This window comes from Risungbinella massiliensis, assembly GCF_000942395.1.
Classification (GTDB): Bacteria; Bacillota; Bacilli; order Thermoactinomycetales; family Thermoactinomycetaceae; genus Risungbinella; species Risungbinella massiliensis.
Genome location: NZ_LN812102.1, coordinates 1,747,286 through 1,774,246, shown reverse-complemented (window position 1 = coordinate 1,774,246; position 26,961 = coordinate 1,747,286). Strand labels below are relative to the sequence as shown.

Annotated in this window: 27 protein-coding genes; 23 read left to right on the top strand and 4 right to left on the bottom strand. The window is 38.3% G+C overall.

The genetic code is table 11. The features are described 5' to 3' along the window. Nucleotides 1-11: 11 nt before the first annotated feature. Both VJ09_RS09270 and VJ09_RS09265 read right to left on the bottom strand, forming a co-directional pair. Nucleotides 12-1,292 carry a J domain-containing protein gene (locus tag VJ09_RS09270; protein WP_044641202.1) on the bottom strand — a complete coding sequence of 427 codons (1,281 nt, stop codon included), beginning with the start codon at nucleotides 1,290-1,292 and terminating at the stop codon, nucleotides 12-14. Then, the gene (locus tag VJ09_RS09265) at nucleotides 1,289-2,992 is read right to left on the bottom strand and encodes a molecular chaperone HscC (protein WP_044641201.1); all 1,704 of its coding nucleotides are present in this window, start codon (nucleotides 2,990-2,992) and stop codon (nucleotides 1,289-1,291) included. Before VJ09_RS09265 ends, VJ09_RS09270 begins: the two co-directional genes overlap by 4 nt. 377 nt (nucleotides 2,993-3,369) lie before the next feature. Here VJ09_RS09265 and VJ09_RS09260 point away from each other — a divergent pair, with 377 nt between their 5' ends. The 6 genes from VJ09_RS09260 (at nucleotide 3,370) to VJ09_RS09235 (ending at nucleotide 9,857) form a co-directional block, all read left to right on the top strand. Further along, nucleotides 3,370-5,160 (top strand): hypothetical protein, encoded by a 1,791-nt coding sequence (locus VJ09_RS09260; RefSeq protein WP_044641200.1) that lies wholly within the window; start codon nucleotides 3,370-3,372, stop codon nucleotides 5,158-5,160. A 218-nt stretch (nucleotides 5,161-5,378) separates the two neighbouring features. After that, complete coding sequence (locus VJ09_RS09255; protein ID WP_044641199.1) at nucleotides 5,379-6,104, top strand: ABC transporter ATP-binding protein; 726 nt, start codon at nucleotides 5,379-5,381, stop codon at nucleotides 6,102-6,104. After that, a complete protein-coding gene (locus tag VJ09_RS09250) occupies nucleotides 6,101-6,928 on the top strand; it encodes an ABC transporter permease (RefSeq protein WP_044641198.1) in 828 nt (275 codons plus the stop codon). The genes VJ09_RS09255 and VJ09_RS09250 overlap by 4 nt, the downstream gene beginning before the upstream one ends. A gap of 16 nt (nucleotides 6,929-6,944) precedes the next feature. Further along, nucleotides 6,945-7,712, top strand: coding sequence for an ABC transporter permease (locus VJ09_RS09245; RefSeq protein WP_044641197.1), 768 nt, complete (start codon nucleotides 6,945-6,947; stop codon nucleotides 7,710-7,712). Between the two features lie 4 nt (nucleotides 7,713-7,716). Next, entirely contained in the window at nucleotides 7,717-8,394 is a 678-nt protein-coding gene (locus VJ09_RS09240; RefSeq protein WP_082050526.1) for a response regulator transcription factor, read from the top strand. Continuing rightward, on the top strand, nucleotides 8,382-9,857 hold the full coding sequence (locus tag VJ09_RS09235) for a sensor histidine kinase (protein ID WP_044641196.1): 1,476 nt from the start codon (nucleotides 8,382-8,384) through the stop codon (nucleotides 9,855-9,857). Before VJ09_RS09240 ends, VJ09_RS09235 begins: the two co-directional genes overlap by 13 nt. 123 nt (nucleotides 9,858-9,980) lie before the next feature. On the opposite strand, the gene VJ09_RS09230 is transcribed toward VJ09_RS09235, so the two are convergent. Then, on the bottom strand, nucleotides 9,981-10,658 hold the full coding sequence (locus VJ09_RS09230; protein WP_044641195.1) for a hypothetical protein: 678 nt from the start codon (nucleotides 10,656-10,658) through the stop codon (nucleotides 9,981-9,983). A 232-nt stretch (nucleotides 10,659-10,890) separates the two neighbouring features. On the opposite strand from VJ09_RS09230, the gene VJ09_RS09220 reads away from it, so the two are divergent. The 5 genes from VJ09_RS09220 (at nucleotide 10,891) to VJ09_RS17605 (ending at nucleotide 13,591) form a co-directional block, all read left to right on the top strand. Next, nucleotides 10,891-12,014 (top strand): IS3 family transposase gene (locus VJ09_RS09220; RefSeq protein WP_187118693.1). Its coding sequence is split into 2 segments (ribosomal slippage): nucleotides 10,891-11,140 and nucleotides 11,140-12,014, totalling 1,125 coding nucleotides; the frame shifts between segments, so codons are not numbered across the junction. Between the two features lie 157 nt (nucleotides 12,015-12,171). Further along, nucleotides 12,172-12,417, top strand: a complete 246-nt coding sequence (locus tag VJ09_RS19165) for an ATP-binding cassette domain-containing protein (protein WP_052807318.1) — start codon at nucleotides 12,172-12,174, stop codon at nucleotides 12,415-12,417. A 142-nt stretch (nucleotides 12,418-12,559) separates the two neighbouring features. Next, nucleotides 12,560-12,871 carry a hypothetical protein gene (locus VJ09_RS17615; protein WP_052807317.1) on the top strand — a complete coding sequence of 104 codons (312 nt, stop codon included), beginning with the start codon at nucleotides 12,560-12,562 and terminating at the stop codon, nucleotides 12,869-12,871. Nucleotides 12,872-12,881: 10 nt separating this feature from the next. Next, nucleotides 12,882-13,202, top strand: a complete 321-nt coding sequence (locus VJ09_RS19160; protein WP_407689988.1) for an ABC transporter permease — start codon at nucleotides 12,882-12,884, stop codon at nucleotides 13,200-13,202. Continuing rightward, entirely contained in the window at nucleotides 13,157-13,591 is a 435-nt protein-coding gene (locus VJ09_RS17605; protein ID WP_187118708.1) for a hypothetical protein, read from the top strand. Before VJ09_RS19160 ends, VJ09_RS17605 begins: the two co-directional genes overlap by 46 nt. Nucleotides 13,592-13,646: 55 nt before the next feature. On the opposite strand, the gene VJ09_RS09205 is transcribed toward VJ09_RS17605, so the two are convergent. Next, a complete protein-coding gene (locus VJ09_RS09205) occupies nucleotides 13,647-15,764 on the bottom strand; it encodes a DUF7948 domain-containing protein (protein ID WP_052807314.1) in 2,118 nt (705 codons plus the stop codon). 362 nt (nucleotides 15,765-16,126) lie between these two features. Here VJ09_RS09205 and VJ09_RS09200 point away from each other — a divergent pair, with 362 nt between their 5' ends. The 12 genes from VJ09_RS09200 to VJ09_RS09145 all read left to right on the top strand — a co-directional run bounded on the left by VJ09_RS09200 (nucleotide 16,127) and on the right by VJ09_RS09145 (nucleotide 26,948). Then, entirely contained in the window at nucleotides 16,127-16,330 is a 204-nt protein-coding gene (locus VJ09_RS09200) for a DUF3311 domain-containing protein (protein WP_044641193.1), read from the top strand. Continuing rightward, entirely contained in the window at nucleotides 16,331-17,824 is a 1,494-nt protein-coding gene (locus VJ09_RS09195) for a sodium:solute symporter family protein (RefSeq protein ID WP_044641192.1), read from the top strand. Between the two features lie 196 nt (nucleotides 17,825-18,020). Further along, complete coding sequence (locus tag VJ09_RS09190) at nucleotides 18,021-18,923, top strand: hypothetical protein (RefSeq protein ID WP_044641191.1); 903 nt, start codon at nucleotides 18,021-18,023, stop codon at nucleotides 18,921-18,923. A 308-nt stretch (nucleotides 18,924-19,231) separates the two neighbouring features. Continuing rightward, nucleotides 19,232-19,579 carry a PadR family transcriptional regulator gene (locus VJ09_RS09185; protein ID WP_044641190.1) on the top strand — a complete coding sequence of 116 codons (348 nt, stop codon included), beginning with the start codon at nucleotides 19,232-19,234 and terminating at the stop codon, nucleotides 19,577-19,579. Next, complete coding sequence (locus VJ09_RS09180; RefSeq protein WP_044641189.1) at nucleotides 19,569-20,096, top strand: DUF1129 family protein; 528 nt, start codon at nucleotides 19,569-19,571, stop codon at nucleotides 20,094-20,096. The genes VJ09_RS09185 and VJ09_RS09180 overlap by 11 nt, the downstream gene beginning before the upstream one ends. Then, a complete protein-coding gene (locus VJ09_RS09175) occupies nucleotides 20,089-21,585 on the top strand; it encodes a serine hydrolase domain-containing protein (RefSeq protein ID WP_230199110.1) in 1,497 nt (498 codons plus the stop codon). The genes VJ09_RS09180 and VJ09_RS09175 overlap by 8 nt, the downstream gene beginning before the upstream one ends. A gap of 194 nt (nucleotides 21,586-21,779) precedes the next feature. Beyond that, nucleotides 21,780-22,322: a helix-turn-helix domain-containing protein gene (locus tag VJ09_RS09170; RefSeq protein WP_044641187.1), complete on the top strand. Its 543-nt coding sequence runs from the start codon at nucleotides 21,780-21,782 to the stop codon at nucleotides 22,320-22,322. A gap of 17 nt (nucleotides 22,323-22,339) precedes the next feature. Further along, on the top strand, nucleotides 22,340-23,446 hold the full coding sequence (locus VJ09_RS09165; RefSeq protein ID WP_044641186.1) for an ABC transporter ATP-binding protein: 1,107 nt from the start codon (nucleotides 22,340-22,342) through the stop codon (nucleotides 23,444-23,446). Beyond that, the gene (locus VJ09_RS09160; RefSeq protein WP_044641185.1) at nucleotides 23,433-24,251 is read left to right on the top strand and encodes an ABC transporter permease; all 819 of its coding nucleotides are present in this window, start codon (nucleotides 23,433-23,435) and stop codon (nucleotides 24,249-24,251) included. The genes VJ09_RS09165 and VJ09_RS09160 overlap by 14 nt, the downstream gene beginning before the upstream one ends. Beyond that, complete coding sequence (locus VJ09_RS09155; protein ID WP_044641184.1) at nucleotides 24,238-25,038, top strand: ABC transporter permease; 801 nt, start codon at nucleotides 24,238-24,240, stop codon at nucleotides 25,036-25,038. The genes VJ09_RS09160 and VJ09_RS09155 overlap by 14 nt, the downstream gene beginning before the upstream one ends. Then, on the top strand, nucleotides 25,038-26,111 hold the full coding sequence (locus tag VJ09_RS09150; protein WP_044641183.1) for an ABC transporter substrate-binding protein: 1,074 nt from the start codon (nucleotides 25,038-25,040) through the stop codon (nucleotides 26,109-26,111). Before VJ09_RS09155 ends, VJ09_RS09150 begins: the two co-directional genes overlap by 1 nt. Before the next feature lie 279 nt (nucleotides 26,112-26,390). Next, nucleotides 26,391-26,948 (top strand): TetR/AcrR family transcriptional regulator, encoded by a 558-nt coding sequence (locus VJ09_RS09145; RefSeq protein ID WP_044641182.1) that lies wholly within the window; start codon nucleotides 26,391-26,393, stop codon nucleotides 26,946-26,948. The last annotated feature ends 13 nt before the right edge of the window (nucleotides 26,949-26,961 follow it).

Sequence of the window (26,961 nt, the reverse complement as noted above, 5' to 3'; positions counted from 1 at the left end):
GTAAATTTTATTCAAAATACAAAGGTGCGATAAGATTTCCAAGCTTCCCAGAGAAACGGAATGAGAAGGAGAAGGTCATATGGATCTGGGATGATCATTGTCAATATAAAATAAGGCAATACATATACCCAACTTCTCCTCATCAACATCAAAAGATAATAAAATAAAGTGCTAATCCATTGGTTTTTTTGATTAGTAGGTTTTATTCCACTCGTGGTTGGATTGCTAATCTCATTTAATAATATGCGAGCTTCAATATGGAATAGATCTAACTCTAACACTTTGGTAAATCGTTGCTTGGCGTTCTCTATGTCACCTAGTTTCATATAACTTTTTCCGATGAGGGATAACGCATCTGTATTTTCAGGTAAGAGGGAAAGAATATGTTCGCAATCCTCTATGGCTTTGGAGAACTGGTCCGAATTGTACCGAATACGAGCTCTATGTTTACGTGCATCGAGATCGTCTGGGTGAATACGAAGTACATGGTTGAACGACTCTAATGCTTGATCAGTATCCTTATTCCGTAGATAATAACTCCCTTGCATCAAAAGCAGGTCGGGATCATCTGGATAGAGTTGAAATGCTTCGTCAAGATAATCTTTTGCATCATCTAGATCATTAATCATTAGGGCACTTTGTGCTTTTTCCCGTAGTTCAAGGAACTCTTCATAATCTAGGTTGTCTATTTTCTTAAAAAAGTCGTAGCGCATTTCTCTCGTGCCGTTGATCTGCCGTCGTACATATTCAATGAACTCCTCATCGTATCGATGGTCCAGCTCATTTTCCTGATCGCTCCAATGAAACATGCTATCAAATAGTTCCCAAATGGGTTGAGGTAGATAGTGATGATCCTCCAAGAAATAGATTAATCGGTCTTGGAGAGCTTCGTTCTGTTCTACATTCCAAACAATGTCTGAATCCAGTAGTTTCTTCCACTTGTCAGAGTTGATACGGGAAAAGAAATCAGCATATAGTTCCTCTACTTCTTGCATAAATACATCGAGAGGATGCTTTGGCTGAGAATCAAAGTCAATATCACTTGTAAGATTGATTCTGTTAGGTAGCGCCTCTTCCAATTCAACCTCATCTGGTTCTTCGTATTCGAGTGATGCCGGTTGGACGAGCATCATTTTTGCCTGTTTGATTGCACTGTCATAGGCTTCCCTGAGTTTTTGATAGCCTTCGGGATCATCCTCGGGGTGATGGACTTTTAGTTTTTTGGCATAAGCTCTTTTAATGACCGAAAGGTTTTCTGTAGGCTCGATCCCTAATATTTTCCAAATGGTCATAGGGTTTCCATCCTCTTTTCAATCAGTTCCAGCTGTTCTTTCAATATTTCCGCTGCTTTCTTAATTTCTCGATCGTTTTGGGTGGCAAGGACGCTTTCGAATTGCTGTAAGATAAACATAATTTGTTTCCGCATATCGCCAATAGCTTCTTCATAGAGCCGTTCTCCTTTGGCGAGAAGCAGCCTGTTTTCCGTTCGATCCCGTGGGTGAACTTTAATATCTTGTAGTTCTAGTAGCCGTGCTTCGATCTCTTCTTTCGTGAGCGTACCTTCGTTTTTTTCAATAATGGTTCGTTTTTTCTCCCCTGTAGAGGAACTAATTACTTCCACTTCAAGAATACCGTTAATATCGTAGGTATACCGCACGTCCACTGTTTGACTACCCGCAGGACCTGGCGGAACGGTAACTTTTAGTTCACCAAGTTTAATATTATTTGCTACTCGACGGCTTTCCCCTTGGTAGATCCCAATACTTACTATTTTTTGATTATCGTGCATCGTATGGAACCGCTCAATGCGGCTGACCGGAATAGGAGTATTACGTTCAATAATAGGGAAGAAATATCCGCTTTCTATTTTGCCACTCCCCAATTCCTGCGAAATATCTGTCCCCAGTGAATATGGGCAAACATCAGTTAACACCATTTCTTCTAATGCTTGGTTTCGTTGCTTCAGAGCTACTTGAATCGCAGTGCCCAATGCGACTGCTTCATCAGGATTGATATTGGTATATGGCATTCGCCCAAACATTTTGGCGATAACGGACTTGATAAGCGGCATTCGGGTTGCGCCTCCGATTAGAATCACCGCATCGAGATCTTTGGAGGACAAGGAGGCATCTCGCAGAGCTCGTTCAATAGGCTGACGCAAACGTACTAAAAGCGGGTGTGCCAATTTTTCAAATTCAGTACGATGAAGCTGGATTTCATATGGTTTGTCGTCGATTACAATGCTCATCTTTCCGAATGACTCTTGCCCCAATGCATACTTACATAATTCCGCCTGTTTATGTATCGAGGATCTTGTTTTCGAATCTAAGGAATTCACCTCGATTTTATGAGTCTCGATAAAATGGGAGACTAAGAGTTCCGTAAAGTCTTCTCCGCCGAGGAAGTTGTCCCCAGCGATCGATTTAACATCCATAATGCCTTCGAAAAATTCTAGGATGGAGACGTCAAAGGTACCACCACCCAAGTCAAATACGAGAAATTTGGTTTCGGATTGTTCCTGATGTAGACCATAGGCGATCGCTGCTGCCGTAGGTTCACTAATAAGCCGTTCTACCTTTAAGCCAGCAATCTCCGCAGCATACTTCGTTGCTTTTCGTTGAGTGTCATTAAAATAAGCAGGTACACTGATTACCGCTTCGGTGATCGATTCACCTAAGTAGGCTTCCGCATCTGCTTTTAACGATTTTATAACGAAGGAAGAGAGCTCTTCAGGGGAAAAGGAGTGCTTGCCGAGGTTATATTTTTTCTCAGTTCCCATGAATCGTTTAAATGTGGAGGCTGTGACAAGTGGGTGGGTAATAAGCCGTTCTTGCGCTATGCGACCCACCAAAATTTCACCGTTCTCATCGATGCTCACAACAGATGGTGTCAGCCGTTCTCCAAGTACATTTGGTATAATAACAGGTCCTTGGTCTGTCCAATAGGCTACCAAACTATTGGTTGTACCTAAATCAATTCCTATGGTCGTCAAGAATGTTCCCCTCTCTCTTGTTTATATAAACATAGTTTACTATAGAAGAATCTGTTAGAAAAAAGTAGTAATCTTTAAATGATTATTATATTTGTACAATTGATTTTGAGAGGGGATTAGAAAGGAGATTATTTCTGAAACTTAACACTTGTAAATTAATTGGAAGAAGGATAGAGTATGGGGAAAGTTAGTCTGTGGAAAAAGTGTTTAAAAGAAAGAAGAAGATATGTGTTGTAAAATAAAAAAAGGAGCTTTATCAATGGGTTGGGAAAATCCTCAAATCCATTGGAGCTCCTTTGTTATCAAAAATATTTTTATTCTTGTTTGATCATTTTATACATGTTTATAAAAAATGTCAATAACAATGAGGTGTTAAATTGGAAAAAGGTTTGAATAACAAAGATATTAATAAGAATAACAACTTTGACACCAATCAAATTTTTTTTATTCAAAGATGGTTAGAATTACTTAATACTAACACACATAGTAAATATTCTGTAAGATATCTAAATTCTCATCAAGCATTAAAAGAAGTTGTTTATGTATGCGAAGGAATGCTAAATGGTGATATCAAATGTAATGATCATCACTTGAAATTAGTTATTGACGAAGCGAGATCGATTGTAGAATCTGATGATCTATTAAAAAGAGAAGCTAAAACTCACCACAAGATTATTATAAGAAGCCTAAGTTCGTGTCCAAAAGCAACACAAAAACCTCAGATGCATTCAATTGTATATCAGTTAGGCTATGTCATCCGATATCTTGATACTTGTTATTTAGAATGGATTGTAAAAAGAATAAAAGTATTGTTATTCGAGAGTGAATCTATCAGTAATATAAAAGTTAAGGAATTAAAAGAAATCGACAACCTTATTCTTATCTTAGTAAGTGAACTTTTAGGGAAAGGTTGGTCAATAGTAAAGTTATATGAGTTAATCAAGGAAAATTTATTACCGCAACGCGATGATAGCGAGAAATGGGAAATATTTATAAAGACTATTTTAAGCGATCCAAACGACTATATTTGCCTATTCCGCTTTGAATCTCCTCCATCAAAAGGGTTACAAGCAAAGATGTTAGACTTCGAACTTGATTTATTAAATGGAGATACTGTCTTGATGGAATATTCGGATAGTAAATTAATCTCTCATATATCTTCCGATCGAGAATATCTTCGTGTAATAGTGAGAGTATTTGATCAGCATTCAGCGATTAACTCTGCTTGGCTTCAAGTTATACAAAAAATAGACATACTTCGGTTTTATGGGTATGTGTTACCTGAAATTAATAAAACACCAATTGTGTTATGGCCGGATGGAAGGCAATTTACAAGGAATGTTAATGTATCATTAGTATTAAATAAAAAGAAGTATCATGCTCCAGAGACTTTATTAGATAAGATAAGATTACAAATTAAAAAAAGTAATAGTGAATCTATAAATCGAAAGATTAAGAGTCTATTTGAGTTTAACCGTATCAGTGAAGAATCATTAGCACCTCAATCTACTTTTTTAAACCTATGGATTGCATTGGAATCGTTTGTTCAAACGAAAGAAAAAGATGGTGGAATAGACAATGTAAAGATGGTTGTTGGAGCTACAGCATCTCACAATTATATCTATAGTCTGGTGAAAAATTTCTTAGAAGATTGTAATAGGTGTAATTTAGAAATATTAGAAGAGGAAAGCGGAAATTCGATTCGGATTGGTCGGTTAAAAGTTTATGAAGCTCTTCCTTTGCTATTAGATAACAGTAAAAAAGAAGGGATCACTACCAATTGCTACAATGTAAACATTCTATTAGGTTATAGGTATAGACAATTAAGTGAGATATTGAGTGAAGGAAAGAAGGCTTCAAAAGTTATTGAACTCCATAAAGAAAATGTGGTTCGGCATTTACAGCGTCTATATCGAGTACGAAATGCAATAGTTCACTCAGCAGAGGTGCATTATAATATTAATTTATTTATAAAACATCTCAGCGATTATATTGAAGCGACTATGTCTGTTGTATTACATAGACTAGAGGATCATGATTTTAATACTTTAGAAGAAGTATTTCCAATGGTAAGGGATAGTGTGGAATCAACAATTGAAATTTTAAAAAGTAGTAATGACTTAGAGGAAGAAGAGTACTATAACCTATTAATCAATGGTGCCTTTTGAGATACATTTTTTATTTTGGGTGCAGTTTGCCAAGATTAATATGGTATTTCATGGTGATTAAACCTTGCAAAACTGATGGATTTTCAGAGCGATTCAAACGACTATATCCATCGGATATCATAAAATTAGTCTCTATGGAGGCAATTATTTATTATTTTTAGCCAACTTTATAAAATCTTTATAAATCCCTCCTATATTCTTCTTAGGAGGGATTTTACATGAAAACTGTATTAGAGCTAAAAAATATTACGAAGAAGGTTCGAGGTCGAGTTTTAACCAATAAAGTATCTTTTCAAGTAGATGAAGGTGTAATTTGTGGCTTGTTGGGTCCAAATGGAGCAGGGAAAACCACGATCATCCGCATGTTAACAGGACTGATCAAGCCTACATCAGGAGATATTTTGATCAATAAACAAAACGTTGTTTCACATAGAGAAAAGGCACTAAGTCAGGTGGGAGCAATTGTCGAGTCGCCGATCTTTTTCCCTTATATGACGGGACGCGATATCTTGGTTAACTTAAGTCGTCTACATGGAAATTTATCAAAACAAGAGAGAATGAAAAGAGTTCATGATGTTCTGGAAATAGTTGGACTAGATGGTAGAGAAAATGATCTGGTACGAACGTATTCTCTCGGAATGAAGCAACGATTGGGAATTGCTCAGGCATTATTAGGTGACCCTGATCTATTAATTCTGGATGAGCCGGCTAATGGTTTGGATCCGATGGGGATTCGAGAATTACGTGAGTTGATTATGAAATTAAAACGTGAATATGGAAAGACGATCCTGATTTCCAGTCACTTGTTAGATGAACTACAAAAGATTTGCGATCAAGTGGTTGTGATTCGTGAAGGTCAGCTAATGTGGAGTGGAGATTTAAATAAACTAGCATCCGAAGAGCAAAGTTTGGAAGATGCTTTTATCGAGCTGGTGTCAAGATGAAGCAACTTATACGAGCTGAATGGGAGAGACTTTGGAAGAGAAGGATTACATGGATCATCTTTGCTCTAATTCCTGTTGGATTGTTTGCCGCTGCTACTTATTTTCAAAAACAAAACGAAGTGACTTCAGTCGATTTAGCCCAATATGCATTTGCCGGTAACTTTCCGGTACTTGGATTAGCCGAGATGTTGTTTACATTGTTTAATGCCATATTGCTAGTCTTTATTACGTTACTGATTACAGAAGAATATCGCTCTGGACAATTACGAATGGTGATGATTCGAACCTATTCTTTCCGAAAGATATTATTAGCGAAAGTGATCGTTTTGCTTCTTTTCGTCTTAAGCTTTTTTGTAGTCTATTTTTGCTTGAGTTATTCGATTGGATTTGTGATGTTTGATAGTCCTGAAATGTATCACCTTTTCTATCATGATCAACTTGTTACTCTACAAGATGGACTTCTCTACAATCTGTTATTTTATGGAGTCTCTTATCTGACAGTAGTAGCGCTCATTTGTGTATTGGTGTTTATCGCAGTGATTAGCAAGACTACCACAACCGCGATCGGTGGAGGACTTTCCTTTCTACTAATCTCTTTTTCGTATCCCATGATATTGGAATACTTTAGCAGATTACTTGAAAAGGCAGTATATATGAAGATCTTTTTTAGTTCCATCCCGATGATTCAATGGCAAGGGATCACGATGATGCTTGCGGAATCCCCACAACTGATAGGTTGGAATCTAACGGTACTCGGCTGTTACATCGTCATTTTTAGTCTTGCGACGCTTCTTGTAGTTAGAAGAAAAGATAGTTTTTATTAATAGGGGGTTGTGCTTGATGAAGCAAATCGTATGGAGTGAATTCGAACGTACGTTTAAAAGGAAAAAAACAATGGTATTGTTGATCGTATACGCTGGTTTACTGGCTCTTGAATGCCTCTTTTTATCCTCTATGAGGACTGGCTTTTTCGATGCAGAAAATTCGGTCCAAGTGGATTCGTTGAATGCTGCTACGCTGTTTTTCCGAGATATATCGTTCTTTGTTAATTTCATCCTAATCCCGATGCTTGTTGTCGACAGCTTTAATGGGGAATACACATCGGGTGCATTGCGTATGGTGCTCATTCGGCCCGTTAGTCGAGCGAAGTTATTCTTAGCCAAATGGTCAGTACAGTACTTTATTATATTGGCGATTATCTGTATTACGTGGTTAACTGGAACTTTGTTTGGACGATTTGCCATGCCGAATGTAGAGAGTACAGTATTTTTAGGAAATGAAGCGGTTTCGTCATTTGGTGCATTTCTATACACACTTCGTTTTTATGGGATCGCTTTGCTTATCTATATGTCGCTCATTAGTGTTGGCAGTTTTATTAGTGTACTTATGCCAAATCCGATCCTATCTTATGTGGGCTATATAGGAGTTTTAGTTGGTGCTATTTATGCATCAGATCAATTTATCTTTTTACTTGCAGTAACAGATTCCATATTCCAACAACTAAGTCATGTCAATGCAGAAGGTTTTCTTGTTACCCTATCCGTTCTATTGATTGTTAGTATTATAATGAATCTAGGACTTTGGAAAAAGAAAGAATGGATGGGCTAATTTGATCAAATCAAAAATACTACTAGTAGATGATGAACAAGATATCGTTTCGTTTATGAAGGATGCCCTTACAGATGAAGGGTATCACGTTTATACAGCTTATGATGGGACAGAAGCATTAAAGAAACTGAAGGTAGAGCCTGACCTCATTGTTCTCGATGTCATGATGCCGGGAATGGATGGATTTATCCTTTGTGAACTAGTTAGAAAGACGGTATCATCCCCGATCCTCTTTTTAAGTGCAAAACAATCGGAACAAGATCGAATCAAAGGGTTGATGGCTGGTGGCGATGATTATTTAATTAAACCATTTAGTATGAAGGAATTAAAAACGAGGATTTTTGCTCACTTACGAAGAGAACAGAGAATTGGGGACAAGAAGTACAATCGATTGCATTTTGGATATTTGACGATCGATCTTGAGGGATATGAGGTTCTTTATAACAATCAACCAATCGCTTTTACATCAAAAGAATTTGAGCTATTTCACTTCCTTGCACTACATCCAGGCCAAGTATTTACACGTGAGCACTTGTACGAAAAAATTTGGGGATACGATGCGACAGGAGATTCGTCTACGATCACGGAACATATCAAAAAAATCAGGGCTAAATTAACGAAAATCCATGCTCCATCGTACATCTCCACGGTTTGGGGAATAGGATACAAATGGGAAAGTTAAAAAAATGGCTTTATAGTACGAAGCTCAAAACCCAGTTTATTGTATCCTTCCATCTTAGTTTGGTATGTAGTGTAGTTGCAACCATGCTAACTTGGTTCATGGTGCTTATTGGAGTATCAATCATGCCGGACCAGATTAGACCAGCTAACTATTATGAAAAGAAAATACCAACCATAGTTGATTATGTGCAAATGAAGGGAAATCAATTGTTATCACCACAAGCACAAAAAGAGCTTGAGTCGATCATCCCTTTGGAAGGAATAGATTATCAAGTTGTGGATGTAACAGGGCGTATTATATATGGCAGCATACAAGAACGATTCATCAACAATACCAAAGATTTATACTCCAAAATCAATACGGATATCCATAAAAATGGTCGGATTATCAAAATGTATCCATTGTTTGAGCCAAATGATCAATTAAGTGGAGCCATATTCCTACAATATCAACTAAGTGTAACTTCTACAGATGTAGGATCTAAATGGATTATTAGCATGGTGTTACTTCTCACACTTAGTAGTCCATTTATCTATTTTTATTTGTTTTCCTATTTGTTTGGGAGAAGGTTTAGCAAGAAATTAGAGAGACCTTTTTACCAGTTAATAGATGGGGCAAAAAGTATTCAACATAATAATTTGGATTTCTCTTTACCTGTCATTCAAGAGTCACACGAACTAAATCAACTGGTGCAAGCATTTGAAGAAATGAGAGTGGCTCTAAAAAAATCGCTTGTTAGACAGTGGGAGTTAGAAGAGGAACGGAAAGAGATGGTGGCGGCAATTGCCCATGACTTGAGGACACCACTTACTATTATTCATGGTCATGCGGAAGGATTAATTGAAGGAAGCAAGAAAGACCAGGATCGGTTGGATCGGTATTTACACACCATTTTTACCAATACCCAACGTTCGATTCGATTATTAGATCAATTACATGGGGTGTCCCTTGTAGAAATACCTGGTTTTCAGATCCAACCAGAGTGGGTAGATATCAAAACATTTCTAGATCGTAAGGTACAAGAGTTTGAACTGCTGTGTAAGAAAAAGGAAATTGACTTTCTATATACAGTGGATCAACACTCCGATATAGAGCAAATCTATATGGATGATGATCGTATTTCTCAAGTATTGGATAATATCATTACCAATGCCATTCGATACACTCCCGAAAAAGGGCAAATTAAGTGGCATACGATGATTACGCAAGAGAACGTTATATTCGAAATAAAGGATAGTGGTCCAGGATTTGGGTCGACTAATTACGAGAGACTATTTCGGAAGTTTTACCGGGAAGATAGCTCTAGAACAGGTAAAGAAGGACACGTAGGACTAGGACTTTTTATTGCGCAATCGATTGTCCATAAACATGGTGGCAATATTGAGGCGTTTAACAGTGAAGAAGGTGGAGCTACTATGAAAGTAGCGATTCCTATTGATGTAAATTCAGACAAAAAATCTTAAAACGAAAATAGCCTTTATTTTTCCGTTGTGGAAAAATAAAGGCTATTGTTATGTAAATTTTATTTTTTAATTTAAATTTAGGAACAGAGAAAGAAGATGATTCCTTTCTCTGTCATATCTACACTAGTTATATAAGTGCGGATATATACTTGCTAATTGTGCTTTGATGGTTTGTTTTAGGGTTTCAATGTTATCAGGAATGTTGGCTAAATCTAATTCATATTGAAAACTTAATTCTTGGTCATGATCATTACGAAAATACATCTCCACTTGATCATCCCACGCTACACTTTTGTGGACATCATGTCCAATGAGTATAGGCTTTTTTGCTAATCTTTTATCCGTTTTTTGATATAGTTCGTAGACTTCTAGTAATACCTCTGCTAGATCATTTGCCGAAAATGTAAATACAACTTCATGCCATCGCAACCACATATGGTTAGAGTACATTTTGACAAGGTCTGAATGAGCGTCGTATTTCCTTACGTGACCAGCTAGAAGTTGAAAGTGAGGAATGGCTGCTTTCGGGATTCCGATTGTTCTACCTACGATTTCATGAAACTCTGGGCTAAATAGAGAGACATTCTCCATTTCGCTTTGAAATAGATCTCTTGCTTCTTCTGTTTGATGAATCATTACTAACTGATCGTCATTCATCCCTTTGAAATAAGCTACAGGATATTTTTTGAGATATCGTTTTGAGAATTCACTGATCTCTCCAAAGATAGCAGGTTTTGCACCAGATCGAAAAAGTGGATATTCTCCTAGATTAAACAAACCAAATTTTAAAAATGAAAACATCTTTAATCCCCTCTCATTATAAAAATGAGACTGGATCTTTAAGGGGAATAAAGATACCCTTAGATCCAGTCCCTCCGTGAAAGCAAACTCACGGTTTAACTTCACGGAGGGAAGGATCTAAGTAATGCTAAGTATAAAATATAGGAAATTGGATAGGTTACAGTTTATTGGACAGAAAAAATAAGGTCAATTACACTTGTTTCAAAGGGACATGAAACGAGGAGAATTGATTATGACAAGAAGAAAAAGACGTACTTTTACCGAGGAGTTTAAACACCAAATTGTTCAATTGCATCAAAGTGGGAAACCAAGAAGTGAAATTATCAAAGAGTATGATCTTACTCCATCTGCTGTAGATAAGTGGATCAGGCAGAGTCAGAACAGTTGCTCCTTTAAAGAAAAGGACAACCGAACAACCGAAGAAGCTGAATTAATTCAGCTTCGGAAAGAGCTTCAACGTTTACGAATGGAAAACGATATTTTAAAGCAAGCCGCGCTGATCATGGGACGAAAGTAAATGTGATCCGAAATAATTGTCACAAATACTCAGTATCAGCAATGTGCGAAGTCCTACAACTCCCTAGAAGCACTTACTATTATGAAAAAAAGAATAGAAAGTCCTTGAAGGATACGATCACGTCTGTGATCGTAGACATCTTTCAAAAAAGCCGTCAAACCTATGGTACACGAAAAATTAAAGTGGAATTAAAAAAACGGGGATGGATCATTTCTAGAAGACGGATCGGACGAATCATGAACCAACAAGGGCTTATTTCAAAGTACACCATCGCTCAGTTCAAAAAGAGCCGAAGTACCTGTAACGAGTCAAATCATGCAAATTTGTTGGATCGAAAGTTTCAGCAAGATGAAGCATTAAAAGTGATTGTAAGCGATTTAACATATGTACGAGTGAAGCAAACATGGCATTATATCTGTGTTTTTGTTGATCTTTTCAATCGGGAGATTATTGGATATAGTGCTGGTCCTAAGAAAGACGCACAGCTAGTGTATCGTGCTCTTTCTTCTATTAAACAAGACCTACGAAAAGTCCAACTTTTCCATACTGATAGAGGAAATGAGTTTAAAAACAAATTAATGGATGAAGCACTCAAAACCTTCCAGATCCAACGCTCGTTGAGCCTAAAAGGCTCACCATATGATAATGCAGTAGCAGAAGCTATGTTTAAGATAATGAAAACAGAGTTTGTTAAGAATGCTCGTTTTAAAAGCCTGGAACAACTAGAGTTAGAATTATTTGACTACGTAAACTGGTTTAACAATGTTCGTATTCACAGTACCTTAGACTATCTAACCCCTATGGAGTACAAGTTGATACACCTTAAAAAAACTGTCTAGTTTACTGTTGACAGTCCAAATCGTCTGTAAATAAAGGAAGAATTAATTTTTGTTTATCTACATTTTCTATCTATCATACTGTGGAGTAGAAATTTTTTGCTAATTTTCCTATTGACTAAACTATGAGCAAATAAAGATAGATAAAAAGATTTGTTGGGTGGTAGGAAGCATCATTGAGTATCCTGGGTTTTATGAGAATCTCTCATTATATGAAAATATTAGTTTGCATCTTCAATATGAGAAACAGACCATAACGGATGAAAAAGTGATGGAACTCTTAAAACTGGTAAATTTGGATCAACAACACTATAAATTATTTTCGCAAACCTCTCTTGGGATGAAGCAAAGATTGGGTCTAGCACGTGCTTTAGCACATAACCCCAAAAATACTTTTATTAGATGAGCCAACCAACGGTTTAGATCCGCAGGGAATGAAAGAGATTCGAGAGATATAACTCAATAGAGTATCACAAGATGATATATGTATTATCGTCTCCAGCCATATCTTACGGGAAGTTGATTTAATAGCGGATGAACTGCTTTTTATGAATAAAGGGGAAATAGTCTCTCATTTTCAGCACTTGGAGAAAGGCAAGGAGACCTTTCTATACCAATTTACCACCAATCATAAGATTTCATGGAATCGGGTGAAAGAACTTTCCAAGAAAATGGACTTTGTTTTGGTTGGAAACAAAAAATATGAAGTTGTTTCGTACATGACGGACCCAGAATTTAGAGAGTTTCTTGCTGCTAATGAAGTAGAAGTACAAGAAATGAACACGGAAAAAATAGATTTAGAGGATCTGTATCTAAAGGTATTAGAAGAAGGAGGGTCTCTCGTTGGCTCTTTTAATTAAAAATGAGTTTATGAAGTTACGGCGCTTAAAGTCCACCTACTTGATTGTTTTCTTGAGTTTCGTCCCATATATTGTAAATACGGTGGGATTACTTACTACAGATAAAGTTGCTGATTGGGAGAAATATTATATTTTCGTGTTTAACCAATATGGAATCTTATTCCCAACAGTTCTGTTTATATTTTCTGGATATGCTTTTTTCCTAGAGTACAAAAACCGTACTTTTATAAACTGGTTGTCTTATCCATATAGCAAATTTACACTGATTGTCTCCAAAGTTTTGGCATGCGTACTATTTCTATTAGGTATCTCGATATTGAATCATCTATGACGATTTTGACACTTTGGGTTTCCTTCTATGATCGTATCAGTGGTGCGGATCTTACTCAAATGGCGTTAACCTCTGGAGCTTCGATCATTCTATTTCTAACACTTGTTCCACTCGCCTCGTTAGTAGCATATGTTACGAGAAATATCATCACTGTCATTGTGTTGGGAGTTACTTCCTTCTTTGCTACTACGATCGTGCTAGGAGCCGACTTTTCTTATATCGTACCTACATCCTTTATCTACCGTTTCTGTATGTTTATCTTTGACCCTGATACGGGCTATGAAAACGAGCTGAGTAATTGGATTGGCATTGGTCTGTTAATCATATATACGTTACTAGCACTGTTTCTGTTATTTATGCAATCTAAACGGACGAGAGTTTCGTCATAGACAAACAAGAAGAATCGACTCTCCTTTTTGGAAAGTCGATTCTTCTTGTTATCTTTTAGAGTTGGATCCGCAAAACAAACGCATCAAATCCTCCACCATTAAAGGTGCGATCAAAAGCATTAGGAGTAGTTGGGAACGGAACAGGATTAGCCCCCAAAGAGGGACTGGTTGCTCCGGAGATAAACACCTGCCCAAAAAGGTTGACAGCAATACCTGTTGCTGTATCAAAACCTGTACCACCTACATAAGAGGAGCTAACAAGTGAATCATTCGGACTAAGCACATTGGTATTAATTCGGGCGATAAAAACATCCCCGCTTCCGTTATAGGTGACATCAAAGGCATTGGGTGTTGTAGGGAAGTTTTCTGAACCAGTAGTTCCTGTCACATAGGCATGCCCAAAGGCATCAACTGCAATGCTAATGCCAAAGTCAGTTCCACCTCCTCCTAGATAGGTAGAATATAGGAGGGCAGTTCCTTGTGGATTTAGTTTGGTGACAAAAGCATCAGAAAATCCATTGAATACGACATCATAAGCGAATTCAGTTACAGGGAAATCATTTGAGTTTGTCCCACCAGTAACGTATGCGTTTCCAGCCTGGTCTACGGCAATCCCATCTATAGAGTCGTTTGCATTTCCACCGAGATAGGTAGAGTATACGAGGGCGCTTCCACTAGGGTTTAATTTGCTAACAAAACCGTCAGTCCCACCATTTGGGGTAGTGTCAAACGCACCAGGAGTGACGGGGAAAGGCGCGGCAGTGATCCCGGCGACATAGGCATTGCCAAATTGATCCACGGCAATCGCTCTTGCCTCATCTCCGCCAACACCACCTAGATAAGTGGAATATACTAACGCACTCCCACTAGGATTGATCTTGGTGACAAAAGCATCAGTTCCACCACTATTGGTAGTGCTAAAAGCACCAGGGGTAAAAGGAAAATTAGTCGAATTCGTTCTTCCAGTGACATACGCATTGCCAAACAGGTCTACTGCAATACCACGTCCCACGTCCTCTCCGCTTCCTCCTAAATAAGTGGAGTATACGAGCGCATTGCCAAATATATTTAATTTGGTAACAAAAGCATCAAATCCACCATTTGGTGACGTATCAACAGCACCTACTGTAAAGGGAAAATCAGTTGAATTGGTAGAACCAGTTATATAAGCCTGCCCAAAATTATCTACTGCAATAGCAAGAGCTTGATCAACGCCACTTCCACCGATAAAAGTGGAATATACCAGTGCATTACCCAGTGTGTTTAACTTGGTGACAAAAGCATCTCCGTTTCCATTGTATGTGGTATCAAAAGCCCCTGGAGTAAAAGGGAAATTGGTTGATAATGTTGATCCAGTTACATAGGCATTGCCAATCAAATCGATATCAATCCCAAATGCAAGATCATCACTACTTCCACCCAAAAGAGTAGAGTAGCCGAGAGTGGGATCGATCACGAGCGGGAAGTTAGGATCATAATCTGTTCCTAATGCAAAACCAAAGACCCTATCCCCTACTAGTTGAAATTGGCTATTCACTTCTTTTCTTTCTCCTGCAACCTCTTGATAACTGATAGGCTTTTGCTCTTGATAGACACCATACGGTGTGGAAACCTGTAAATTTCCTTGTTGGTCTAGTTCTATTTCATCTCCGCCAACGTAAGCGAATTGAATTTGGTTTAAGTCAGCCCCAGGTTGGACAATCAGGTCATATTTAAGTTTGCCGTTTTCCCCTTTGAAAACAAGATCCACCCCAGGCCACAACTGGCGATATACCACTTCTTTATATATGGAGAGATCCGTCTGCCAATTTCCAGAATCTTTCCTGTTTAGATAATGAACTTTTCCGTCTGTTTTTTCTCTTGCTTCGATCTTCACCTGCGGATTTGCATGGATAAAACGCAAAGCTAATGTAATTCCTTTGATTTTTCGTTCCATTTGTGGTTGGGCAAGTTGTTGAATTAGATATGGTTCGGATAAGTTTGTTTGGGGAGTTTCGGTCGAGGATTCAAAAAAAGTGAGGAGCACTTCGTTGGTCATAAAGTGACACTGGAATCCTTTCGATTGGGTATAGTACTGTACTCGTGCCTCTTTTTGTCCTTTATTTGGGATAAAGGAAAGAGGTAGTTTTCCGTATGCTTGTAAAATTTCTTTTTTAGTTGGGGTGTTATTCAATCATCAACACATCCTTTTTCTGATGATATAAAACCTCACTTTCTTACAATATGAAAATGATGAAATGAGAGATTGATATAAATGAACTATCTTTATTGAAAAAGGGGGTGATTGTACTATAGGTAGGGAAATAGTAGCGCTTTTTTAAAATAAGAAAAATAATCCTCGTATTTTTGAAAACGCATACTAAATATTAATATTTAATAAAAAACTTGTAAAACATAATAAAAGTTATTATAATTCGAGAAATACTAGTTTCCATCTAGTTATTTTTCGGGTGAAATCTGCATATAGGACATTATTTTCACCTAGTTGAATCAGAAAATTTTGATAATTATGACAACGGGAGGATTGATCAAGTAATGGTTAAGAAGTTGATAGTTTTTTTATTAGTTCTGATTCCTTTTCTTTCGCAATTAGCTGTACTTCCGTTTGTAAATAAAATTGAGCCGATTATTATAGGATTGCCATTCCTACATTTTTGGCTGTTGCTATGGATTATTTTGACACCTTTATGTACATGGGGAATTTACAGGATCCAAAAATCAGAAGGGAGAGATGAATAAATGCAGGGGAATTTGACAGCACTACTAATCACTAGTTTTATCATCATAACAGTTGTGCTAATAGGCTTTTTAGCAGGTCGTGATAAATCTGCAAGAAGCTCAGTAGAAGAATGGTCTGTAGGTGGCAGACGATTTGGCGGGCTACTCGTTTGGTTATTAATTGGTGCAGACTTATATACAGCATACACGTTTTTAGGGCTAACGAGCACGGCTTTCAAAGCTGGAAGCCTAGCATTCTTTGCGATTCCGTATTCCGTTTTAGCTTTTTTTGTCTCTTACTTTTTTCTTCCAAAGTTATGGAAAGTCGCAAATAAACACAAGTTCACCACACTTGCAGACTATGCAAGAGAACGTTTTGACAGCAAACTTCTTTCCGCATTAATTGCCATCGTGGGTGTGTTAATGCTCATTCCTTATATTTGTTTACAGCTAAGCGGTATTCAAGATACGCTTCAAGCAGCAGGAACTGGATTTATTAATGTACAAGTAGTGGTCATTGTATCCTTCCTGCTCGTAGCCTTATATACATTTTTTAGTGGAATTAAAGGTCCTACGTATACTGCCATTATTAAAGATACTCTTGTTTGGGTAATTATGTTATTTATGGTTGTATCCTTACCAATCATCCACTTTGGCAATTGGGGTAGCATGATGGATACTCTCGTAGAGAAATCACCACAGTTATTAACCATTCCAACAGAGGGACCGAAAGGAATCCCTTGGTTTATTACAGCTTCTTTGGTGTCAGCCTTAGCACTATTTATGTGGGCACATGCAACTACAGGTGTATTTACAGCGAAAAACGCAGAGGCTATTCGGAAGAATGCCATCTTCTTGCCATTAAATAATATTGTGTTAATTCTTGTTATTTTTCTTGGATTTATCGCATACCTTGTACTGCCAGAAGGGACGAACCCTCGTTTTGCATTACTGAATTTAATTCAAGTTTCGTATGGTGGTGTTGGACAAGGGTTGGCATTTTCTACCATTGCACTAGCATCCTTGATCCCATGTTCGATTATGGCAATTGGTGCATCCAATCTATTTGCCAACAACATTTATCGTGATTTGATCAATCCAAATGTACAACCGAAAAAGTTAACTATTATTACACGTTCGATGGTGTTTGTTGTAATCGGACTTGCTCTATTGTTTGGTATGTTGTTCCCAACCGCACTCGTATCTCTACAACTTTTAGGTGTATCAGGAATGGTGCAGATCTTCCCAGCCGTTGTATTTAGCCTATTTTGGAAAAAGCAAACGAGAGAAGCCACCATTATCGGTTTAGTTGTTGGTCTAGCAACGACATATTATGTTTATACCACTGGCAATTCGTTTGGCATATACGAAGGATTCTGGGGTTTAGTAGCAAATGTAGTAACACTGGTGATTTTGCATCCTGTTTTTGCGAAGAAAGTAAAAACAAATGCGGTAACCGAGTATTTGTTTGATAAACCAGCAGTAGAGCAAAAGGATATCCAAGAAACAGCATGATGATATATTTAAACAGCTAAATGGCATTAAGTGAGACATTTTAAAACAAGGATCTGTTTCCATTAGACGTCGATCAGTTGACGTTTTAGTAGATACAGGTCCTGTTTTTTTGGATAAATGGTTTTATTATCATGATAGAGAGGAAATTTTCTATAGAATGCAAATTCACTTTTAACCAACGGTGGAGGTACTTTCCATGAGGAAATTAGATTCATACTTAGAGTTAGGACTATTGGGCATGTCACGTGGAGGACAACTTTCGTGGTTTAATGGGCATTTTGGTGCTGCGTTACTGGCAGGTTATTATTTATATAAAGAACACAAACTTCCAGAGTATGTACTAGAAGGAATAGAACGTACAGGTGAGCATTATCGTGAAATGTATCCAGATTGGTTTGTACCATTAGAAAAGGAAGAGAGTGATTCTGCTTTACTAGAACTAGTTTTATCTGGCCTCGCCAAAAACACCGAGCAACTTACTGCGTCAGGACACGGTTTAGCATTAGGTGTGCTAGCTTTAAAGGCACTACATGATGCCCCACATATGAGAACAAAAAGTGTAATAGCTGGGATCGTACAGATGCTAGAGCGAACAGCAGAAGATCGACCAGATCGTTATTGGGGAATAGACAACTATTTAGAGTTATCTATAGAAGAAGATAGAGGAATACCTACATATCAGAGTACACTTGATATGGCGAAACAAGCCTTTGCAGAATTACATTTGGTAGCTCCCGATCAAATCATAGATGGCAAAAAATATTTTTTTCGTGGGGAACTAGAACATGGCATAACCCATGCCCAAGCTTTAAAGGAACTCGATCGATTAGGGTATACAGATTTGGCAAAAGCAGGTATGAAAAACCACCGATTCCAAATGTTTTTGAACCGGCAGAAACCTCATTTTATAGAAGAAAAGCAAGTTAGGACACCGGCTTTCTCTACTATATTAGCTCCGGAGTATTGGGAAAAACGATATGATGATCCGCATGCATTGAAAGTCCCTTACGCAGCATGGGATCTCTTACGATTTGTACCCTCTCAGGAGCGAGCAGTATCAGAATATGATACCTGCAAGATCTTGTCCTTGATGCAGTAGAACAAAGTTATAGATGATATAGAGCATGTCGCATAATCAACCTAAATACCAGAGGTTTTCCCCTTTTGAGTGCGACTATGAGAGATAGAGAGCCAGAGCAGATCCGATCCCACAGGACAGGCAGAAGCGGGAAAACCGATGGCTCGCCTATATCTAACTTTGATTTATGCAACAAGCTAGATATAAACAAAAAGCTGTTGTGATACCAGATGGTATTGCAACAGCTTTTCTATTAGGTTTGAAATTGTGAATATACTTTTCAAATTTATATACTTGAATAAAATATATACTTCTGATAAGTTTAGATTATGGACAGAACAAGTTTAATAAAAGGTCATTTAGAAATGTGTGTGCTCTCGATCCTATCAAAAGGGAAAAGTTATGGTTATGAAATTATGAGAGAGCTAGACCAGTACAATCTGAAGTTAAAAGGAATTGGTAGCATTTACCCAATTTTGACGAAGCTAAAAGACCAAGGTTGGGTAGATACGCATCGGGAAATCAGTGACAGTGGGAAAGCAAGGGTGTATTACGAAATCAATGAGATGGGAGAAGTATTTTTGCAAAGAAAGATCCAAGAATGGTTGGCACTACAAAAAGATATTCAAGCGTTAATTTCCAATACTAGTAAGGAGAGAAAGAAGAATGGAGAATAACTTAACGAAGGTAGAGAAGGACTATATAAATAAAGTAGTAGAGGAACTAGGGAAATTCAATATTGATGCCAATTCAGTTAAGGAAGTAAAAGAACAGATTTTGGAACATATTCAGGAAAGCCGAGAACATGGGGAAGAGAGTTTAGCAGAACTAGGTGAGCCGACTACTTTTGTGAAGGAATACTTAGAAGTTCAGGGGATCAATCCCTCTCCTTCCACTAAAGGCGATAGGAAGAAAAGTAGATCTGCTTTAATTGGAGGTTTGTTTGTTTTTGCTGTCACGTTTGTAATTTGTCAACTACTGCTTATGTTTTTCTTAACAGATTTATATGTGATTGACGTTGAATATATAGATAACAAGTATGTGTATAGTCACAAGACTACCGACCATCCTTGGTGGAATGCTTTCTTGACGTTTATTAGTTTTGCAACTGCTCTCATTACTTCTGTATGTGTAGCGATCTTTTTGCAAAGAAGAGCCAAGAAGCGCTATCTGAAGGTAGATGTTAATGTTTAAATTTCGAATCATCCTAAAACAGGCAATGATCTGTTTCATTGCTCTGCTACTATTAGGGTCGACATTCCCTTTCCAAAGTTATGCTAGTACTACACAGCAACCAAATCTTCCTAATAAAATAGATCAATACATACAAAAAATGATGACAGAGTATCAGATTCCGGGTTTGTCCATTGCTTTGGTACATCATGACAAAACGGTTTATTCTCATGGATGGGGGATTACTGGGGGAAAGAAAACGGCTGTTACTTCTGATACGCCTTTTGCACTTGGGTCATTAAGTAAGTCTCTAACAGGGCTAGCCATTGTCAAATTAATCGAAGAAAAGAAGATGGAGTTGGATAAACCGATTCAGACCTATATCCCTTGGTTTACACTCCAAGATAAAAAAGCTTCTTCTCAAATTACCGTGCGGCATCTTCTTGCTCAAACAAGTGGAATCAGTACCTATTCTGGTTTAGAGATTTCCGATCAAGGTTCTCTAGAGCCAGATGCTATTAAGAAGAATGTAAAAAAACTTTCCTCTGTGGAGCTAAATAGTGCCCCAGGGGCAACTCATCAGTATAGTGCAGCAAACTACCTTATTTTAGGTGCGATCATAGAAGAAATTACGAATATGCCATATGCAGATTATATGGAACAAGAAATCTTCGTCCCACTGCAGATGAAACATGCTGCATCTGACTATGAAAAATCACTTGCGAATGGATATCTCTCAGGATTCCAGTCATGGTTTGGAGTCCCAAAACCAAGTAAGGTTATGTATGATAATAGCGGTGCTCCGTATGGTTACATTACTGCTAGTGCGAAAGATATGGCTCAGTATTTAAAAGCGGTGATCAATGGTAATGATGTGATAAACGGAGAAAGTCACAAGCTCTTCTTATCTCCTCTAGTCGAGAGAAAGCCTGATCAATGGTACGGCTTTGGTTGGAGAACTTCGAAGATAAGTGATTCGGAGACCATGATCTGGCACGCAGGCTCCACCCCCGATTCTCGTGCAGAAATACTCCTGAACCCGAAGACGGGATGGGGTCTGGTTATTCTAACGAATAAGGATCATATTTTTGAAGAGCCTAGGCTTACGTATGTCGCGAAAGAAATTATGAAGATGGTAAATGGTGAAGTTCCTGACGAATTACCAAAAGCAACTGCAACAGAACAATGGATCGTGAGTGGAGTAGTGCTCGTGTTGCTCCTTACGGCGATTGGGCTATTTATTAGACTACAAAAGCATAAGCCAACGCAGAAAGTTAGAATGCTTTGGTTCATTCTAGGATTTGGATTGGTCTTACTCGCCATTGGTCTTATTCCTGCTTTAACATATATACTGGATAGTCCATGGCGTGCACTCGAAATGTTTGCTCCTGATATTGCCTTTTTAACATATATTGGGGTGATGCTATTGGCTAGCAAGGGATTGATTGCGATCTTGATCTCGCTAGAAAAGTTCAGAAAGTCCAATAAAACAACGAAAATAACCTCTTAACAAACTATACGACTAAATATTGCGATACCATCTGGTGTCGCAATATTTTTTGTCTAAAAAATGAATTGAACTTTCTTACTAATTGTGTATAATAATCTAGTGCTCTTTTTTAGTAAACTTCATGTTTACTTTTAATAAACTTTCTTGCCTATAAGTTTAGCAATAATAAACTTTTTAAAATGAGGTTTTATTTGATGAAGATAGGAAAGAAAATCAAAAATTTACGGCTTAAAAAAGGGTTGACCCAAGAAGAGCTAGGAGAACGAACTGATTTAAGCAAGGGGTATATATCCCAGATCGAGCGAGATCTTAGTTCCCCATCAATTGAGACATTTTTTGACATCTTAGAAGTATTGGGTTGTGCGCCCAAGGAGTTCTTTGATGAAGAAGGATGGGAGCAAAAAGTCGTCTATGGACAAGAAGATCGTACTGATTATGTGGACGAGGAACGTGGCTACCATATTCAGTGGCTTGTACCAGAGTCCAATGAAAAAGAAATGGAACCGATTTATTTGACGCTTTTTGCGAAAGGAGAGTTTAAAGAGTTTGAACCATCCCTTGCAGAGACTTTTGCTTATGTACTAAAAGGAAGAGTTAGCGTCCGAATTGGGAAGAGAGTCTTTTTTGCGAAAGCGGGAGAGGCGATCTACTTTCAAGCATCGGATGAGCACCAAATTATCAATGACTTTGATGGAACAACGGAGTTACTGTTAGTAGCTACTGATTCGTATTTGTAATGAGGGGAGAGCCTACTATGTCGGGTACTATTATTCGGTTTGAAAATGTAACCAAACAATTCGACCAAGATCCTGCGGTATTGAAGGATGTAAGCTTTGAGATAGAAAGAGGAAAGTTTTATACTCTACTTGGACCATCTGGATGTGGAAAGACAACGATTTTGCGTCTGATTGCCGGATTTACGAACCCATCCAAAGGAAAGATTTACTTTGATGGAAAACTTGTTAATAACGTAGAAGCAAACAAACGTCAAGTAAATACGGTGTTTCAAGATTATGCCCTCTTTCCTCATCTCAATGTTTTTGAGAACGTAGCTTTTGGTTTACGGATCAAAAAGATGAAAAAAGAGGATATCGAGAAAAAAGTATCTGAAGCACTTCGATTTGTGAACTTAGTAGGATACGAAAAGCGTCAAATGAAAGAGATGTCAGGTGGACAACGTCAGCGTGTTGCCATTGCACGTGCGATTGTGAATGAGCCTGAAGTAATTTTATTGGATGAACCACTATCTGCATTGGATCTAAAATTGCGTACCGAAATGCAATATGAACTTCGTGAGTTACAACGTCGACTTGGTATTACTTTTATTTTTGTAACACATGATCAAGAGGAAGCACTTGCTATGTCGGATGAGATCTTTGTATTAAACAAAGGAAAAATTGAGCAAAGTGGTACTCCAACGGATATCTATGATGAGCCAATCAATCGTTTTGTAGCAGATTTCATTGGAGAATCCAATATTGTGTCGGGTAAAATGCTAACTGATTTTCAAGTGGAGTTTGTCGGAAAAGAGTTTGAGTGCGTAGACCAAGGGTTTGATACCGATGAAACGGTAGAGATTGTAATTCGCCCAGAAGATTTGGAGATCACTTCTCCAGAGCAAGGGAAGTTACAAGTCACAGTAGATTCACAGCTTTTCCGTGGGGTACATTATGAGATCTGTTGTTTAGATGAAGCAGGTAATGAGTGGTTGGTTCACTCGACCAAAAAGGCCGTGGTTGGCGATCCGATTGGCCTTCATTTTGAACCAGAAGCAATTCATGTTATGCGTCTAGGGGAAACGGAAGAAGAGTTTGACAAACGCCTAGAAGCATATGGAGAAGAACGAAATGCCACAAACTAAATCTCGAAATCTTTATCTCATCCCGTATGTGCTATGGATCGTTTTATTTGTGATCGCCCCGATCCTACTAGTACTTTACTACTCCTTTTTTGATGTAGAAGGGAATGTCACACTCGGGAATTATCAAAAGTTCTTTACGCCAGTTTACCTTCAGATGACTTTCAGTTCCTTTTGGTACGCATTTTTAATCACACTGTTCTCACTTGTAGTCGCTTATCCTACTGCCTATTGGTTGACCAAAACCAAGCACAAACAGCTTTGGTTGCTACTGCTAATTCTGCCTTCGTGGATTAACTTGTTGCTCAAAGCTTATGCCTTTCTAGGGATTTTTGGCACTGTTGGACCTGCCAATGCATTTTTAGAAGCAATAGGAATCGGCACTCAGCAACTGCTTTTTACTGATTTTAGCTTTTTGTTCGTCTCGGTCTATATATTTATCCCTTTTATGATCTTACCGATCTTTAATGCATTAGAGGAGCTAAATCCATCTTTGATCGACGCTTCTCGGGATTTAGGTGCTTCGGCTTGGACGACATTCCGCCGGGTTATCTTCCCACTTACACTAGACGGAGTCAAAGCGGGTTGCCAAGCGGTCTTTATCCCAGCACTATCGCTTTTTATGATTACCCGCTTGATCGCAGGGAACCGTGTCATTACACTTGGTACTGCCATTGAACAAAACTTTCTCGTGATCCAAGATTGGGGAATGGGAGCAACGATCGCTGTGTTCCTCATTATTGCGATGGCGATCATCATGATCTTAACTGGAAAACGGAAGGGGGAGATGAGCAATGAGACGAAATAGCAAATTAGCAAATCTTTATCTAATCGCAGTCTTTCTCGTTCTCTACTCTCCGATTTTCTATTTGATGTACTACTCATTTAGTGGCGGAGATAGCATGCGTGAATTTGAAGGATTCTCTTTATCCCACTATAAAGAACTTTTGGATGATACAAGACTACTTATCATTGTTCTCAATACGTTGGTAATTGCCCTCTTCTCGGCGGCAATCTCTACGGCAATTGGAGTACTAGGGGCATTAGCGATTTACTATGTAAAAAAACGCTCTGTTCAAAACGGACTACTTGCTTTAAATAATGTTCTGATCGTAAGTCCAGATGTCATCATCGGTGCTTCGTTCCTAATTCTTTTTACCATAATAGGGATCAAACTAGGATTTACTTCGGTACTGCTCTCTCATATCGCCTTTAGTGTGCCGATTGTCGTGATCATGGTATTGCCAAAGTTACAAGAGATGAGTCCAACCCTGATCGATGCTGCACGAGATTTAGGAGCGAGTCGTTATCAGGTGCTTTCCAAGGTGATCTTACCTTTTATTATGCCAGGGATCGTAGCTGGGTTTTTCCTAGCTCTCACTTATTCCTTGGATGACTTTGCAGTCACGTTCTTTGTCACTGGGAATGGATTCTCTACTTTATCTGTTGAGATTTATGCATTAGCAAGACAAGGTATCTCACTTAAAATCAATGCACTGTCTACGTTGATCTTCCTTATTACGTTTGTATTAGTGATTGGTTATTACTTTATTAGTAAACGGGCAGGTCGTCCGAATCGATTGGAGGCGAAGTAATGAGCAAACTAATTCGCATGCTGACAATCGTACTTGTGTTTGGCTTTGGTTTTCTGTACGCGGCTTCCTATCTGAACGAATCGGCTGGCTATAGTGGAAAAGACACCATCACCGTCTATAACTGGGGAGACTATATTGATCCGGAGTTAGTGAAGAAGTTTGAAGAAGAGACGGGAATCAAGGTGATCTATGAGACATTTGATTCCAACGAAGCAATGTTGACCAAGATTTCTCAAGGTGGAACCACCTACGATGTAGCCATTCCATCTGAATATACGATCAGCAAAATGAAGGAGGAAAAGCTACTCCTCCCGATTGATCACAAAAAAGTGCCGAATATCTCTCATATCAACCCACGGTTTATGAACTTATCATTTGATGAAGGGAATCGCTATTCTATCCCATATTTCTGGGGAACGGTAGGGATTATTTACAATCCTGAGCTACTAGGCGGGAAGAAGATTACTAGTTGGAACGATCTATGGGATCCAGCTCTAAAAAACCAGATTATGTTGGTCGATGGAGCAAGGGAAGTAATGGGCTTTGGACTCAATAGTCTACGTTACTCGCTAAACGAGAAAAATGATGACAAGTTGGTACAAGCGAAAAAGAAACTAGATCAACTCACCCCGAATATCAAGGCGATCGTAGGGGATGAGATCAAGATGCTGCTCGCCAACGAAGATGCCTCGATCGGTGTAGTATGGTCAGGAGATGCTTCGGAGATCATGGATGAGAATGAGAAGCTGGACTATGTGGTGCCAAGTGAAGGCTCCAACCTTTGGTTTGATAACATGGTAATCCCCAAAACAGCCAAAAACATCGAGGGAGCGCATAAGTTTATCAACTTTATGCTCGATCCTGAAAATGCAGCACAAAACGCGGAGTACGTTGGCTATGCCACGCCAAACGATAAAGCACTAGAGCTGTTGCCAGAAGAGATTTCCCAAGACAAGCGTTTCTATCCTGATCCAGAAGTGACGGAGAAACTTGAGGTCTATGAGAACTTAGGTAAGCCGCTATTGGCAAGATATAATGAGTTGTTCTTGGAATTTAAAATGCATCGAAAGTAAGTTTGTTTGAAAGAACCGATGTACTAGGTGGAAAGAAATATTACCTAGAGCATCGGTTTTTTATCTGGTATGGTAGATAGTTGCTCTACAAAATCGTGGATCTAAGGAATGACTAAGCCAAACGAAACCTGAGTTCGTCTCTCAATATTAGTGAGTATTATTGTTTCTACTAAAATAAAAATCCCCCACTTTCTTGACAGTGAGAAACACATTCCATAAGATATAGTCTATTGGTACCCATAAAACTTTTCTGGTACCAATGGTTTAAGGAGGTCAAATGTGAAAGAGCGAATCATTCAGGAAACGATTCATTTAATTGGGCAAAAAGGATTCACCTTTACAATCAGCGATCTAGCGAAACAATTAGCTGTTAGTAAACGCACTATTTATGAGCACGTGTCCTCCAAAGATGTGCTGGTTGAAGAAGTGATTCAGGGGCTGATCAATCAAATCCAAGAAAAAGAAAAACAAATTGTCGACAATGAAGAGCTGGATTTGGAAGAGAAGATAAAACAATTACTCATCTGTATGCCAAAAGAGTTTGAGTTGATGGATATCCGTTTATTATCTGATCTCAAAAAATATCACTATAATCAATGGGTAAAGTTGGATCAATTTTTTCATGAAGAGTGGTCGATGGTGATCCAATTGATGGAGAAAGGGATCGAGAATGGGATTTTGAAAGAGGTTAATTTGCCGTTATTTATCCAGTTATATTTAGGAGCGATGAATCAACTCTATGATCCGAAATTCCTTAGTAAGCATCAGCTCTCAATGGGAGAAATGCTTCAATCGATGGTAGACATCCTGTTATATGGAATTTCCAATAAGAAATAGGTAGGGAGAAATG